Here is a 14,272-nt window from a genome sequence, read left to right as displayed (position 1 = left end):
CGGCGACTGTCACTTCTTCACGTAGATGCCGTTGAGCGAGATGATGCCGAACGCGTCGCTGAGGACGGCGTTGCCGACCTTCGAACCGTGCAGCTCGTAGGTGGCGTCGTAGTAGCAGGGCACCACCGGGGCGTACTCCTCCATGATCTTGCGGTCGAGCGCCATCCAGCCGGCGTCCTGCTCGGCGGCCGGCAGCTTGCGGACCCGGTCGATCTCCGCGCCGACCGACGGCTGGTTGAGGTACGACAGGTTCTGGTTGCCCTCGGCCACGATCTCCCGGCCGTCGTAGACCGGTGGGATGACCGTCGAGCCGGTGGGCCAGTCCGAGCCCCAGCCGCTGAGGTAGATGTCGTACGGGTTGTCCTTGCGGCCGATCTCGTCGTAGTAGCTGCTGTTGTCGATCGGCTTCATCACGATGTCGAAGTCCATGTCGGTGAGGTTCTTGCGCAACGCCTCGGCCTGCTGGGTGCGCAGCTCCAGGTTGGAGTGGGCGAGTACCAGCTTCGGGCGCTTGCCGGCGAGCAGCTCGGCGACCTTGGCCTTGTCACCTGTCACCGGGGCGTTGAACAGGTCGTACTTCTGGAAACCGGCGGTGGTGGGTGACATCAGCGTGGTGGCGGGCGAGCCGGCCGCCTGCCCGCCGAGCACCTTGAGCAGCGCGTCCTTGTCCACCGCGTAGTTCAGCGCCCGCCGTACGGTCAGATCGGTGACCCGCTGGGTGTTGATGCTGAGCACCCAGTTGTACTGCGTGGGGCCCTTGACCACCCGGTCGGCGACGCCGGCGCCGGTGGTCCGGGGCAGCACGGACGGCGGCACGTCCGTCCAGCTCAGCGCCGCCTGGTCGGCGGCGCCGTCGGCGACCAGGCGCTCGGCGATCTGGGCCTGTTCGAGGCCGAAGGTCATCCGCACGGCGTCCGGGTAGGCGTTGCGGATCGGGTCGGTCTCCGGGTCCCAGTTCGGGTTGCGCTCCAGCTCCAGCGCCACGTCGCGCTGGTAGGACTTCACCTGGTACGGGCCGGACGAGAACGGCCGCAGGTCGTAGTTGGCCCGGGTGTCCTTGGCCGGCGGCACCGGCGCGCTGGTGGCCAGCGCGGCGGCGTACGGCAGGTCGCAGTGCGGCTGCGGGAACGTGAACCGGATGGTCCTGTCGTCGGGCGTGGCGACGCCGTCGGGCACCGGCCGTCCGCCGTCGTACGGTCCCTGGTAGCTCGCGTTGTACGCCCCGCCGGGGTAGAGCCACTGCTGGATGTAGTGCGGGCCCTCGTTGAGCGCCGGCGCGAACGACCGGGCGATCCCGTGGGCGACGTCCTTGCTGGTCACCGGCGAGCCGTCCTCGTACTTCACGCCGTCGCGGAGGGTGAACTCCCAGACCTTGCAGTCGCCGTTCACGTCCTTGCCGGGGTTGGTCGCCAGGTCGCCGACGAGCAGTAGCTTGCCGGTGCCGTCTTCCCGGTAGCCGTTGAGCGCACGGTAGAGCAGGCCACCGGCCACCTGCTGGGTGTTGACGTAGTTGCGGGCCGGGTCGAGGTGCTCGAAGTCGGCCGGCTGCATGACGGTCAGGGTGCCGCCCCGGGTCGCGCCGTCCACCGGCTTCGCCGGGCCCTGGTTGTCGGCGGCCTCGTAGGAGATCGATCCGCTCTGCGTCTTGGCCTTCTGGTCACCGCCGCCGCTGTCGTCGGTGGTGGGGCTGCAACCGGCGGCGACAAGCGCCGCCGTGGCGAGGACACCGGTCAGTGTCCGGGTTCGGGTACGCACGAGGTGCTCCCTTCCTGCCCGGCGGCCCCCGCCGGCCGGGCTTGTGACGGCCGGATGGGGACTACCGGGTGGAGCGGGGATCCAGCGAGTCGCGCAGCGCGTCACCGAGCAGGTTGAACGCCAGGACCAGCAGGAAGATCGTCAACCCGGGGAACAGGGTGTACCAGGGGTCGCTCGCGACGTAGCCGATGCTATTGAAGATCATCCGGCCGAGGTCGGGCGTGGGTTCGGTGACGCCGATGTTGACGAAGGCCAGCGCCGCCTCGATGGCGATGAACTGGGGCACCATCAGGGAGACGGTCACCAGGATCGGGGCCCAGATGTTCGGCAGGAGCTGCCGCAGCAGGATGTGCCCGGTGCCGGCGCCGGCGGCGCGGGCCGCATCGACGAACTCCCGCTCCCGCAGCGAGATCACCTGCCCGCGGACCAGCCGCGCGGTGTACGTCCAACTGAACAGGCCGAAGGTGGCGACGATCAGGGCCACCCGGAAGGCCGGCGACGGGGACTCCCGGTCGGAGTAGAACCGGTCCTGCAGGATCGGGATCACCGCGAGCGCGAAGATGAGGAACGGAAACGCCAGGGTCAGGTCGATCAGCCAGTTGACGAGGCTGTCCAGCCAGCCTCTGGCCCAGCCGGCCAGCACCCCGACCGCGACGCCGATGAAGGACGCCAGCAGCGCCGAGGCGAACGCGATGAACAATGACGTACGCAGGCCGTAGACCAACTGGAGCAGGATGTCGCGTCCGCTGCCGGGTTCCAGCCCGAGCCAGTGGTCGGCGCTGATTCCGCCGGCATAACCGATGGGCATTCCGAAATCGTTGAGCCGGTCGACGAACTTGTCCGTCGGATCGATTCCGGTGACCAGGCCCAGCAGCGGCGCGCCGAGCGCGACCAGCGCGGCGACGACGAGCGTGACGGCGCTGGCCCGGGCCGTGCGGTCCCGCTTGAGCCGCAGCCAGGCGAGCTGGTTCGGGGATCGACCGACGATCTTTCCCGGGCCGGCGGCGGTTTCCGGTGGAACCTCGACCGTGGCGTCGCCGGCGGCCGGCACACCGGGTGCGGTCAATGACGGTGGATGGGAGAGATCGCTCATGCTCACGTCCTTGAGACGGGGACCGAAAGCGCCCTGCCATTCGACGGTAATGCGCTGGGGAACACCGAAAAGAATCGTTACGGTAACGGCCTTTCCGGTTGTCGTCGGCGGACAACGATCCGGCCTACGGAAGGCATCGGCGCAATAACGGAACGATCCGGTTGTCAACCTTTCAGGCATTCGTTCCGCTCATTCGAAATGCGTTGCCATTGGCCGCGGCCCCGGTTGTCAGCCGTTCGGGCATTCCCCTGCACCGATGTCACACCCACCGACCGGCGCGGCCGGGTGGTGTAACACTTCGTGACTCTTCGCGTTCATACCGTCCACCTAGGGTTCTCGGCGGCCCGGTTCGCACGACGTGCCGGACCGCCCACCGGCCCTCACCCGGGGCCCCGACGGAAGGACCACCCATGCCCTTCGCCCGACGTACCGTCGCCCTGGCCCTGGCCGCCGCGCTCGGCGGCCTCGCCGCGGTGGCCGCCCCCGGCGCCGCCGGCGCGGCGCCCCGTCCCGGCCCGGAGACCCCCTCGGTGCTGCTGCTCACCGTCGACGGCGGCGGCGCCGACGTGCGCGCCACGGTGCTGGTCTGCGGACCCGCCGGCGGCCTGCACCCCCAGCCGGCCGCCGCCTGCCGGCTCGTCGCGCGCGTCGACGGCGACCTCGACGCGCTCGACGTGGACGCCGACCCCTGCACCGCCGTCTACGCCCCGGTCGTCGCGCGCGCCGTGGGCCTCTGGCAGGACCGCCCGGTCCACTACACCCGCACGTTCGACAACCGCTGCCTGCTGACCCGCGCCACCGCCACCCTCTTCGTCTTCTGACCCCTGCGGTCCTCCGGAGGGCGGCGGGCTTGAGCCCACCCCGTTTCGTCGATCATGGACTTGTGGTGCCATGGAATGTCGGTTTCGATCCGATATTGGAGGTGCCACAAGTCCAAGATCGGCGGCGTCATCCGAGATCTTGGAGGGCGAGGGTCCCTGGGCTCGGCGTTCGTGAAGGCGGCGGTGCAGGGCGGCCGGTAGTCGCCATGAGCGTGGTGAACCCCTGACAACCCGGTCGCAGATCGCCGGGTGAGTCGTCGGGGGGGACGGCGGACCGTGGCGGGGGTGGGACGGGGGCGGGGTGGGGGTGGGGCGGACAATGGGCTGCGGAGATGGGGCACGGCGGGCTGGGGAGGTGCGATGACGGCGAGGGATGGGACCGCGGGTGTCCGGGAGCTGCGGGCGGACTGCGGGCGCTGCGCCGGGGTCTGCTGCGTCGCGCCGGCGTTCGCCGCGTCGGCCGACTTCGCCATCGACAAGCCGGCCGGGCGACCCTGCCCGAACCTGCGCGCCGACGCCCGCTGCGGCATCCACTCCGAGCTGCGGCAGCGCGGCTTCCCCGGGTGCACCGTGTTCGACTGCTTCGGCGCCGGCCAGCACCTCACCCAGGGCACCTTCGCCGGCCGTGACTGGCGCACCGATCCGGACACCGCGCGGCGGATGTTCGACACGTTCGCCGTGCTGCGGCCGCTGCACGAGCTGCTCTGGTACCTGACCGAGGCGGTGCGGATCACCCCGCCCGGCGCGCTGCGCGACGACCTGACCGCGATCCTCGACGAAACCGGGCGGCTCACCGACGGCACCCCGGAGGACCTGCTCGCCGTCGACGTCGACGCCCACCGGGGCCGGGTCAACCGGCTGCTGTCGCGCGCCGGCGAGCGGGCCCGCGCCGGCCGGGCCGGCCCGGACCGCCGGGGCGCCACGCTGATCGGGGTCGACCTGCGCCGCGCGACGCTGACCGGGGCCAACCTGCGCGGCGCGGTCCTCATCGGGGCGGACCTGCGGGGCGTACGCCTCGGCGCCGCCGACCTGACCGGGGCCGACCTGCGCGGGGCGGACCTACGCGGTGCCGATCTCGGCGAGTGCCTGTTCCTGCACCAGTCCCAGCTCGACGCCGCCCGCGGCGACCACCGCACCGTCCTGCCACCGACCCTGCGCCGCCCCGCCCACTGGTCCCCGTCCCTCCCCCTCACCCCCATCCACCGCACCCGCACCCGCCGCTCCCGGTGATCGAGGAGTTGGCGTCGGGGTGGGCGTCCGGCCGTGACGCGAACTCCTTGATCGACGGCGGTGGGGCAGGGCCCCGAGGGCCGGGGGTGTGGTTTCGGTGGGTGTGGGGCGGGTAGGCGGCGGGGCGATCGACCGACGGGAGGCGGACCGATGGGCTATCGGGCACGCGACGGCGAGGAACCGGTCGACCCGGCGCACGCCGAGGACGCGGCCGGTCAGGCCCGGCTGGTGCAGGTGCCGGCGGACACCGACGTGCCGGCTCCCGCGCCGGACGCGCCGCGACCGGACGAGGTGACCGAGGACGACGGGTCGGGGATGGCCGGCGGGGCCTCCGGCAGCAGCTCGGGCGGCTCGTCGATGCCGACCCATCCGGACGCGTCCCGCTGAACGTTTGCCGTCACCGGATGCGGGCAGGAGTGCGACATGACCAGTGAAGAGTCCTTCGGCCGCGCCACCGACGACGAGCCCGACGGCGCCACCGCGTACGAGGCGTCGTTGCGCCCGCCGGGCGAATCCCTGCACACCACGGACGACACCGGCGACGACTTCGCCGACCTGCCGGCCGAGGACCGACGCTCCGCGCGGGACACGAGCCGGGCCGGCTACGACGTGGACGCCGTCTCCGGCACCGCCGACCCGGCCGACGGGCCGGAGGAGATCGAGGAGGGCCGCCCGCTGCGGTGACCCGCGGCCGCGCGCGGGGTGGCCGGTGCGCCGGCGCCCCGCGCCTCGGTCATCCCCCGGTTGGCCAGCGCGTCGGCGCGTTCGTTCTCCGGGTGCCCGTTGTGGCCCTTGACCCACAGCCAGGTGACGTCGTGCCGGGCGCACGCCGCCTCCAGCCGCTGCCACAGGTCGGCGTTCTTCACCGGCTGCTTCGCGGCGGTGAGCCAGCCGTTGCGCTTCCACGCGGTCAGCCAGCCGGTGATGCCGTTGCGCACGTAGGTGCTGTCGGTGTGCAGCCGCACCGTGACCGGCCGGGTCAGGCTCTCCAGCGCCCGGATCGCGGCGGTCAGCTCCATCCGGTTGTTGGTGGTCGCGGCGGCCTCGCCGCCGCACAGCTCCCGCTCACGATCGCCCCAGCGCAACACCGCGCCCCAGCCGCCCGGCCCGGGATTGCCGCTGCACGCGCCGTCGGTCCAGATCTCCACGACCCGGCCGCTCTCCGCCTCCACCATGCCGGGCAACCTACCCGGTACGTCGCCCGCGGCTACCCGCCGACCCGCCGGGCCGGCCGGCGCACGGGCCGCCGGGGACCACCGGTCCGACGGCGCGCGGCCCGACGTGCCGGGTGCCGACCGGCGGCCCCGCCCGTCCCCCACCTCCACGCCCGGCCCGGCGGGACCGCGGGCCGCGCGCCGTCCGGCTACGGTGCGGACCATGACCGCGCCCCCGCAGTTCGACACCCTGTGCAACTTCCGGGACCTCGGCGGCTGGCGGACCGGCGACGGCCGCACCGTCGCGCGGGGCCGGCTCTACCGCTCCGACTCGCTGGCCAAGCTCGCCGGCGACGACCTGGCCCGGTTCACCGCGCTCGGCGTCCGCACCGTCATCGACCTGCGCTACCCGTGGGAGATCGCCGACCGCGGCCGGGCACCGGAAAGCCTCGGCGTCACCTGGCACAACCTGAGCATCGAGCACCGCCCCTACGTCCAGGCCGACATCGACCCCGACGTCGACCCGTGGCGCTACCTGGCCGACCGGTACGCGGAGGTGGCCGAGGACGGCGTGGTGGAGCTGCGCCGGGCGCTGGAGGTGATCGCCGAGGGAGAACACCCCCTGGTGTTCCACTGTGCCTCCGGCAAGGACCGCACCGGGCTGCTCGCCGCGCTGGTGCTGGCCCTGCTCGGAGTGGACGACGACCAGATCGCGGCGGACTTCGCCCGCACCGAACTGGCCACCGACCGGCTGGTCGACGAGTGGCGCGAGCGCAACGGCGGCGCGACGCCCGGCTGGCCCGCGTACGGGCGGGCGCCGGCCGAGCTGATCCGGCTGGTGCTCGCCGAGCTGGTCGCGGCGCACGGCTCGGTGCGCGGCTACGTCACCGGGCGGCTCGGGGTGCGCGAGGACACCATCGCCGCGCTGCGCGCCCGGCTCCTCACCGACGACGAAAAACCGCACGACGGCGACGGGGCGCTCTGGCAGGCTCGCTGATCGTGGACACTCGCTGGGACGGCCTGCGGGCCGAGGTGCGCACCGCGCTCGACGACCTCGTCTCCTCCGGCCGGGAGGCCGGCGTGCAGGTGGCCGCCTACCTCGACGGGACACCGATCGTCGAGGAGCAGGCCGGCCTGGCCGACACCGACACCGGCCGGCCGATGACCGCCGACACCCCGGTGCACGCGGTCTCCACCGGCAAGGGCCTCACCGCCACCGTGGTGCACGTGCTCGCCGAGCAGGGCCGCCTCGACGTCGACCTGCCGCTGGCCCGGGTGTGGCCGGAGTTCGCCCGGCACGGCAAGGACGGCATCACGCTGCGCCACGTGCTCACCCACACCGCCGGCCTGCCCACCCTGCCCGCCGACGTCACGCCGGCCAACTTCGCCGACTGGGCGCGGATGTGCCGGCTGCTCGCCGACGCGAAGCCCCTGTGGGCGCCCGGCGAACGGCTGGCCTACCACGCCTGGACGTGGGGCTGGCTGGTCGGCGAGGCGGTCCGCCGGGTCACCGGCCGGTCCGTGTCGCGGGTGCTCGCCGAGGAGGTCGCCGGCCCGCTCGGCGTCGACCGGGAGCTGTTCCTCGCCGTACCGGAGGCGGAGCTGCCCCGGCTGGCCCGGCTGGAGGACGCCGGCCTGTCCGCGCTGATGACCTGGGCCGGCGCCAACCTGCCGCACTTCGACGCGGTGGCCCCGCCCGCGGTCCGGCCGGACGCCACGATCGGCGGCAACCCCGACGTGCTGCGCGCCGAGGTGCCGTCGGTCGGCACGATGAGCGCCCGCGCGGCGGCCCGGATGTACGCGGCACTGCTCGGCCCGGTCGACGGGGTGCGGCTCGTCTCCCCCGAACGGCAGCGCGCGATCTGCGCGCCGGCGGTCCGCGCCCAGGAGTGGGTGTTCGGGCAGGAGAGCACGTTCGGGCTCGGCTACGCGGTCGACGACGACGGGTCGTTCGGCACCGCCGGCAGCGGCGGCAGCCTCGCGTTCGCGTACCCGGAACTGGGGTTGACCGTGGCGGCAGTGCGCAACCGGCTCGGCGCGGGCGACGGCGACCCGATGGAACGGCTGCGCGCGCTGGTGCACGACCGGGTCGCCGCGACCCTAGGCGGGGCGCAGCCGGGCGCGTAGCCGCCCGGCCGCGTCGCCGAACACCGCCCCGGCCATCGGCAGCAGCGGGCTGGACCGCATCACCGCCAGGTCCTCGGCCGGACTCGTTACCCCGTCGAGGAACCGCAGCACCCGTTCCGCCGGGTTGCGGTCGAACAGCCGCTCGAAGAACTCCACCCCGTCCACGTGCCCCCGGTCCAGGGCGCGCAACGCCACCGCGTCCATCCACCGGTGCCGCCCCGGGTACGCCGGCGCGGGCACCGGCGGCCGGCCCGCCGCGACCGCCCGGGCCACCTCGTCGGCCTGGCGGAGCATGGCGGAGAAGGTGAACCCGGTGGACGGCCGGGTCGCCCCACCGGCCGTGCCCAGCCGCACCACCCGCGGGCTCGGGCGGGCCACGAACGGGCCGTCGGTCATCGGGATCACCCCGTTCTCCACCTCCCGCACCCGCAACGCGGCCAGGTCCAGCCCGAGCAGCGCGGCGTAGCCGCGCAGCGCCGCGTCGTAGCCGGCGTCGTCGAGCAGCGCCGGCCCGAACTCGGTGTACTCCACAAGCGCGAAGCGGTCGTCGACCGGCAGCACGTAACCGAACGACACCCCGCGCGCCGGCTGCGGGGTGCGGAAGTCCATCAGCACCGCCCGGCCCGGGTCGAACGTCGGCCTCTCGGCCGCCAGCCACCACCCCCGGAAGTGCTGCAACCAGCTGGTCCGCCCCGGCCGCGACGGCGGGCGGGGGCGCGAGTCGAGCACCCAGCCGGCCCGCACCAGCGCCCGACCCTCCGGGTCGCACACCGTCACCCGGTCACCGTCGTCGCGCAGCTCCCCCGCCGGCGCGCCGATCCGCACCGCGTCCAGCCGCCGCTCGGCCTCGGCAGCCCGGTCGTAGACCGGGGCGGAGCGCACCATGGCGTACCGAAGCGGGTCCAGCGGCAGGACGCGGCGGCCCGCCGCCGTGACCACCTCGACCCGCGACCAGCTCGCACTCAGCAGCGGCTCCAGGTCGCCGCCGGGCGTGCCCCAGAACGCCCAGGTGCGGTCCTGGCCGCGCTTGTGCACCGGGTCCACCACGGCCACCCGCACACCTGTCACCCGGTGCCGGTCCAGGGCGGCCAGGACAAGTGAGGCGGCGCCGCCGCCGCCGACCAGCGCGAGGTCGACGTCGACCGGGGAGGATGCGGGCACCCGCCCACGCTGTCACACCGGCGGGGAGCGCCGCCGGGGACCCCGCCGGCCGCGCCGGCACGCCGCGTAGATTCGGCGGCATGACGGGCGCGCCGCTGCGGGTGGGGTTGCTGGGGTACGGGACGGCCGGACGGGTGTTCCACGCCCCGCTGATCGCCGCCACGCCCGGGCTGCGGCTGGACGCCGTGGTGACCCGGGACGCCGAGCGCCGCGCGCAGGTCGAGGCCGAGCACCCCGACGCCCGCGTGGTCGACGACGCCGCGCAGCTGTGGGCCGCCGCCGACGCGCTCGACCTGGTGGTGGTGGCCGCGCCCAACCGCCAGCACGTGCCGTTGGCCCGGGCCGCGGTCGCCGCCCGGCTGCCGGTGGTGGTGGACAAGCCGGTCGCGCCGGACGCCGGGCAGGGCCGGGCGCTGGTGGCCGAGGCCACCGCCGCCGGGGTGCCGCTGACGGTGTTCCAGAACCGGCGCTGGGACGGCGACTACCGCACGGTGCGGCGGCTCGTCGAGGGTGGCGAGCTGGGCCGGGTGACCCGGTTCGAGTCGCGGTTCGAACGGTGGCGGCCGGCGATCAAGCCGGGCTGGCGGGAGAGCGCAGCCCCGGGCGAGGCCGGCGGCGCGCTGTTCGACCTCGGCGCTCACCTGCTCGACCAGGCGGTGCGGCTGTTCGGGCCGGTGGAGCACGTCTACGCCGAGGTGGACCGGCGGCGCCCCGGCGCCGAGGTGGACGACGACGCGTTCGTCGCGCTCACCCACACCGGCGGCGTGCGCTCGCACCTGTGGATGGGGGCGGTGACCGCGCAGCTCGGCCCCCGCTTCCGGGTGCTCGGCGACCGGGCCGGGTACACCAGTTGGGGCCTGGACCCGCAGGAGGCGGCGCTGCGCGACGGCCGGCGCCCCGGCGAGCCCGGGTGGGGCGAGGTCGCCCCGGAGCGGTACGGGCGTCTCGGCGCCGGCGACGACCTGCGGGTCGTGCCCACCGAGGCGGGCTGCTACCCGGACTTCTACGCGCGGGTGGCGGCGGCGCTGCGCGACGGCACGCCGATGCCGGTCGACCCGGCCGAGGCGGTCGCCGTGGTCGAGCTGATCGAGCTGGCCCACGAGTCCGCCACCCAGAACATCACCCTCCCCGTGCCGCCGGTGTAAGGAGGGGCCCCCTGTTAACGCCTGCGGTCGAGAAGGGGACCCCTCTCACACCCGCCAGGCGAGCACCGCCGGGGTGAGCGGGTCGGTCAGGTCGACCAGCACGTCGGCCCGTTCCGCGGGCCCCGCCTCCGCCCGGTACAGCTCCTGCCCCGGCAGGTAGCGCGCCCGGTAGCGGCGGCGCACCTCGTCGGCCGAGCCGAACACCTCGAGGTCCCGGACCAGCGCCCGGCGCACCGTCTCCTCCGGAGCGACGTGCAGGTAGACCGTCACGTCCCAGTGCTCGCGCAGCTCCGGGCGGAGCAGGAACACCCCGTCGACCAGGAGCACCGCGTCCGCCGGCGCGGTCAGCGGCTCGGCGGTCACCGGCGCGTCGGCGCGCACGTCGTACGCGGCCGGCAGGTAGCGCCGGTCGCCGCCGGGGCCCAGCGGACGCAGCACCCGCGCCACGATCGTCTCGTGGTCGAACGAGTCCCGGTAGTAGCCCTCCGGCGACAGCCGGCCCCGCGCCGACCGGATCGCGGCGGGCCGGTGGAACCCGTCCACGCTCACCCGGCACACTGGTCGCCGCCGGGCCAGCACCCGGGCCAGGTCGTCGGCGAACCGGGTCTTGCCGGCCGCGTCGGGACCGTCGATCGCCACCCGCAACGGGTGCGGCGCCCGGCGCCCGGCGAGGTCGTCGGCGAAGCGTTCCAGCAGTTCGGCACGCACGGGCTATCCGGTGACCGGCTCGCGGACGGCCGCGGCGGCCGGCTCGGCGTACGCGGCGGCCACCGTGGCCCGGTCGAAGACCCGCCAGGTCGCGGCGATCACCCCGACCGCCACGGCGAAACCCACCCAGTACGGGGCGGTGATGCCGTACCGGGCGGCGACCACCCCGCCGAGCAGCGCGCCCACGCAGTTGCCACCGGCCGCGACGAAGAGCGTGGTGCTGCCCACCCGGCCCATCATCGCCGGCGGGGTGAGTCGCTGCCGCAGCGAGTTCGCCACGATGTTCCACAGCGCGCTGTGCACCCCGAACGCGAACAGCGCGACGCCGACCACCACCGCGCTGCGCGAGGCGGCCAGCGCCAGGTGCAGGCCGGCCTCGACCAGCAGACCCACCCGGACCGTCCAGGTGGCGGTGACGGCGGCGATCAGCCGGTCACCGAACACCGACCCGAGCAGCCCGCCCACCGCCATGCAGGTGAACAACGCACCGTAGCCGACCGAACCGAGGCCCAGACGCTCGGTCGCGAGCAGCACCAGCACCGCGATGGCCGCGGTCAACGTGACGTTGAGCAGGCCGATCAGCGCCGCCATGGTGCGCAGCAGCCGCTGCGACAACAACCACCGGAACCCCTCGGCGATCTCCGCCCGCGCCGAGCGTGGCCCGGGCCTCGGCCCCTCCCCCCGGTACGTGCCGGCGAGCAGGCCGACGAGCACGGCGCTGAGCGCGTACGTGCCGGCGTTGAGCGCGAACGGCGCCGCCGCCGCGAGCACGAACAGGAACCCGCCGAGCGGGCCGGCGACCATGTTCTGCGTGACCTGGGTGCCGCCGTTGAGCCAGCCGTTGGCCCGTTCCAGCCGGGACCGGGGCACCACCGCCGGCAGGACCGCCTGGGCGGCGGTGCGGAACACCACCTCGCCGGTGTTGACCACGAACAGCACCACGTAGAGCAGCGCCACCCCGGCCCGGTCGGTGAGCATCGCCGCGGCCAGCACGACCAACGCGACGACCCGCACCCAGTCGATGAGCACCATCAGCCGACGCCTGTCCACCCGGTCGGCCAGCACACCGCCGGGCAGCGCGAACAACAGCCACGGCAGCCACGACACCGCCGCGCCGGCGGAGACCACCAGCGGGTCGTCGGTTCTCGACGCCACGTACAGCGGGGCGGCCACCGTGGCCGTGCCGCTGCCGAGCGCGGACAGCGTGCTCGCGGTCCACAGGCGGGCGAACCGCCCGCCGAGTCGTTCCCCCGTCACGACGAGGCAAGCTACCAGCGAAAGCGCCACCCGCCGAGCAATTAACGGAGGGGCCCAGCAGGACGGACGGGCACCCCGCTCAGCTCAGTCGGGCTCGCCGGGGATGGGAATCGGCAGCGCGACCGGGGCGGTCGGGCCGCCCGCCGTGGCCGAGTGCGCGGGTGCCGGCCGGTCCGCCGCCGGTCGCCGCGAGAACAGCCGACCCTGGCCGGCCGGACCGTTGCGGCGGGACACCTCGATCGTCACCATCCGGATCGGCGGGGGCGGCGCGGCGAACCCGGGTACGCCCCACCGAAGCCAGATCGGGATCCGCCCGGCCCCGGCCTCGGCCAGCAGCTTCTCCACGGTCCGTCGACGGTCGGTGTGGTCGACCTCGACGACGACCGGCGGACGGTCCGGCCGGGCGCAGGCGACGTCGAGCACCGACTGCCGCCCGGACAGTGGCGGCGGCAACGGCAGCACGCTCGCCGCCCGGCGGTAGACCCGCCAACCCTCCCCGCTCGCCCACTCGACCACGGCGTCGACGAGCCGAGCGGTCACCTGGTCGGTGGTCAGATCCTCGAAGGTCAGCCCGTCGAGTCGGTGCGCGAGGGAGGCGGCCACCCGCTCGCCGTCCTCCCCCAGATCCATGCCCGCAGGCTAGCGCGCCACCGGAGCGCACCGTCCAGGACCACCGGCCGGGGTCACCGGGAGTTCAGGCGGGCGGCCTGGCGGATCAGGTGGTCGCGTTCGGGCAGGTTGGTGGCCCTGCGGGCGGCCTCGGCGTAGAGGCGTGCGGCCGTCTCCGGGTTGCCGTCGCGCTCGTGCAGGTACGCCGCCACCGCCGCGCGCCGGGGCAGCGCGTCGTCCAGTGCGGCGAGCGCGGCCAGTCCGGCCCGCGGGCCGTCCGCCTCACCGACCGCGACCGCGCGGTTGAGCCGTACGACCGGGCTGTCGGTGAGGCGGACCAGTTCGTCGTACCACTCGACGATCTGCACCCAGTCGGTCTCCGCGGCGGTGGGCGCGTCGGCGTGCAGCGCCGCGACGGCGGCCTGGGCCTGGAACTCACCCAGCCGGTCCCGGGACAGGGCCGTCTGCAGGATCTGGACCCCCTCGGCGATCAGGCCGGTGTCCCACCGGCGGCGGTCCTGGTCGGCCAGCGGCACCAGGTCGCCGTCCGGACCGGTGCGGCTGGCCCGGCGGGCGTGGTGCAGCAGCATGAGGGCGAGCAGCCCGGCCACCTCGGGATGGTCGACGGCGGTCGCGAGCTGCCGGGTGAGCCGGATCGCCTCGGCCGCCAGGTCGACGTCGCCGGAGTAGCCCTCGTTGAACACCAGGTAGAGCACGCGCAGCACGGTGGCGACGTCGCCGGGCCGGTCGAACCGTACGCCGGAGACGGTGCGCTTGGCCCGACTGATCCGCTGCGCCATGGTCGCCTCGGGCACCAGGTAGGCACGGGCGATCTGGCGGGTGGTGAGCCCGCCGACCGCGCGCAGGGTGAGGGCGACCGCCGAGGACGGGGTCAGCGACGGGTGCGCGCACAGGAAGTAGAGCCGGAGCGTGTCGTCGGCCTCGGGCACCGGCCCGGGCGCCGGCTCCTCGTCGACGAGGTCCTCCCGCCGGCGGCGGGCGGCGTCGGCGCGGGCGGTATCGAGGAACCGGCGCCAGGCCACGGTGACCAGCCACGCCCTCGGCTCGCGCGGCGGATCGGCCGGCCAGACGCGCAGCGCCTCGACCAGCGCGTCCTGCACGGCGTCCTCGGCCGCCGCGAAGTCGGCTCCGCGGCGGACGAGGACGCCGAGGACGCCCGGCGTGAGGCTGCGCAGCATCGCCTCGTCCATC

15 protein-coding genes are annotated in these 14,272 nt (G+C 74.6%); 7 read left to right on the top strand and 8 right to left on the bottom strand.

The annotated features are described in order from the left end of the window. Positions 1 to 9: 9 nt before the first annotated feature. Both O7598_RS13540 and O7598_RS13535 read right to left on the bottom strand, forming a co-directional pair. Positions 10 to 1,755: an ABC transporter substrate-binding protein gene (locus O7598_RS13540; RefSeq protein ID WP_269691700.1), complete on the bottom strand. Its 1,746-nt coding sequence runs from the start codon at positions 1,753 to 1,755 to the stop codon at positions 10 to 12. Between the two features lie 61 nt (positions 1,756 to 1,816). After that, positions 1,817 to 2,848, bottom strand: coding sequence for an ABC transporter permease (locus O7598_RS13535; RefSeq protein WP_269691699.1), 1,032 nt, complete (start codon positions 2,846 to 2,848; stop codon positions 1,817 to 1,819). 410 nt (positions 2,849 to 3,258) lie between these two features. Between O7598_RS13535 and O7598_RS13530 the strand changes: the two genes are divergently transcribed. The 4 genes from O7598_RS13530 to O7598_RS13515 all read left to right on the top strand — a co-directional run bounded on the left by O7598_RS13530 (position 3,259) and on the right by O7598_RS13515 (position 5,583). Further along, positions 3,259 to 3,669, top strand: coding sequence for an SSI family serine proteinase inhibitor (locus tag O7598_RS13530; RefSeq protein WP_269691698.1), 411 nt, complete (start codon positions 3,259 to 3,261; stop codon positions 3,667 to 3,669). 360 nt (positions 3,670 to 4,029) lie between these two features. Further along, the gene (locus tag O7598_RS13525; RefSeq protein WP_269691697.1) at positions 4,030 to 4,899 is read left to right on the top strand and encodes a pentapeptide repeat-containing protein; all 870 of its coding nucleotides are present in this window, start codon (positions 4,030 to 4,032) and stop codon (positions 4,897 to 4,899) included. Positions 4,900 to 5,049: 150 nt separating this feature from the next. Further along, positions 5,050 to 5,286 carry a preprotein translocase YidC gene (locus O7598_RS13520; protein ID WP_269691696.1) on the top strand — a complete coding sequence of 79 codons (237 nt, stop codon included), beginning with the start codon at positions 5,050 to 5,052 and terminating at the stop codon, positions 5,284 to 5,286. Between the two features lie 36 nt (positions 5,287 to 5,322). Continuing rightward, positions 5,323 to 5,583 carry a hypothetical protein gene (locus O7598_RS13515; protein WP_269691695.1) on the top strand — a complete coding sequence of 87 codons (261 nt, stop codon included), beginning with the start codon at positions 5,323 to 5,325 and terminating at the stop codon, positions 5,581 to 5,583. On the opposite strand, the gene rnhA is transcribed toward O7598_RS13515, so the two are convergent. Then, a complete protein-coding gene (gene rnhA / locus O7598_RS13510; protein WP_269691694.1) occupies positions 5,502 to 6,074 on the bottom strand; it encodes a ribonuclease HI in 573 nt (190 codons plus the stop codon). The genes O7598_RS13515 and rnhA overlap by 82 nt on opposite strands. A gap of 202 nt (positions 6,075 to 6,276) precedes the next feature. Between rnhA and O7598_RS13505 the strand changes: the two genes are divergently transcribed. After that, positions 6,277 to 7,050: a tyrosine-protein phosphatase gene (locus O7598_RS13505; RefSeq protein WP_269691693.1), complete on the top strand. Its 774-nt coding sequence runs from the start codon at positions 6,277 to 6,279 to the stop codon at positions 7,048 to 7,050. Between the two features lie 2 nt (positions 7,051 to 7,052). Further along, positions 7,053 to 8,180 carry a serine hydrolase domain-containing protein gene (locus tag O7598_RS13500; RefSeq protein ID WP_269691692.1) on the top strand — a complete coding sequence of 376 codons (1,128 nt, stop codon included), beginning with the start codon at positions 7,053 to 7,055 and terminating at the stop codon, positions 8,178 to 8,180. Here the strand turns inward: O7598_RS13500 and O7598_RS13495 are convergent. Beyond that, entirely contained in the window at positions 8,154 to 9,341 is a 1,188-nt protein-coding gene (locus O7598_RS13495; protein ID WP_269691691.1) for a lycopene cyclase family protein, read from the bottom strand. The genes O7598_RS13500 and O7598_RS13495 overlap by 27 nt on opposite strands. 80 nt (positions 9,342 to 9,421) lie before the next feature. On the opposite strand from O7598_RS13495, the gene O7598_RS13490 reads away from it, so the two are divergent. Then, entirely contained in the window at positions 9,422 to 10,486 is a 1,065-nt protein-coding gene (locus tag O7598_RS13490) for a Gfo/Idh/MocA family oxidoreductase (protein ID WP_269691690.1), read from the top strand. Positions 10,487 to 10,531: 45 nt separating this feature from the next. Here the strand turns inward: O7598_RS13490 and O7598_RS13485 are convergent, their stop codons facing one another. From O7598_RS13485 to O7598_RS13470, 4 genes are all read right to left on the bottom strand, one after another. Further along, positions 10,532 to 11,194 (bottom strand): uridylate kinase, encoded by a 663-nt coding sequence (locus O7598_RS13485; protein ID WP_269691689.1) that lies wholly within the window; start codon positions 11,192 to 11,194, stop codon positions 10,532 to 10,534. A 3-nt stretch (positions 11,195 to 11,197) separates the two neighbouring features. Then, entirely contained in the window at positions 11,198 to 12,451 is a 1,254-nt protein-coding gene (locus O7598_RS13480) for an MFS transporter (protein WP_269691688.1), read from the bottom strand. A gap of 84 nt (positions 12,452 to 12,535) precedes the next feature. Next, entirely contained in the window at positions 12,536 to 13,081 is a 546-nt protein-coding gene (locus tag O7598_RS13475; RefSeq protein WP_269691687.1) for a hypothetical protein, read from the bottom strand. 53 nt (positions 13,082 to 13,134) lie between these two features. Beyond that, positions 13,135 to 14,271 carry an RNA polymerase sigma factor gene (locus O7598_RS13470; RefSeq protein WP_269691686.1) on the bottom strand — a complete coding sequence of 379 codons (1,137 nt, stop codon included), beginning with the start codon at positions 14,269 to 14,271 and terminating at the stop codon, positions 13,135 to 13,137. Between the last annotated feature and the right edge of the window lies 1 nt (position 14,272).

It is taken from the genome of Micromonospora sp. WMMC241 (assembly GCF_027460165.1).
In the GTDB taxonomy this organism is placed as follows: Bacteria; Actinomycetota; Actinomycetes; order Mycobacteriales; family Micromonosporaceae; genus Micromonospora; species Micromonospora humi.
This window is presented reverse-complemented; position numbering and strand designations above follow the sequence as displayed.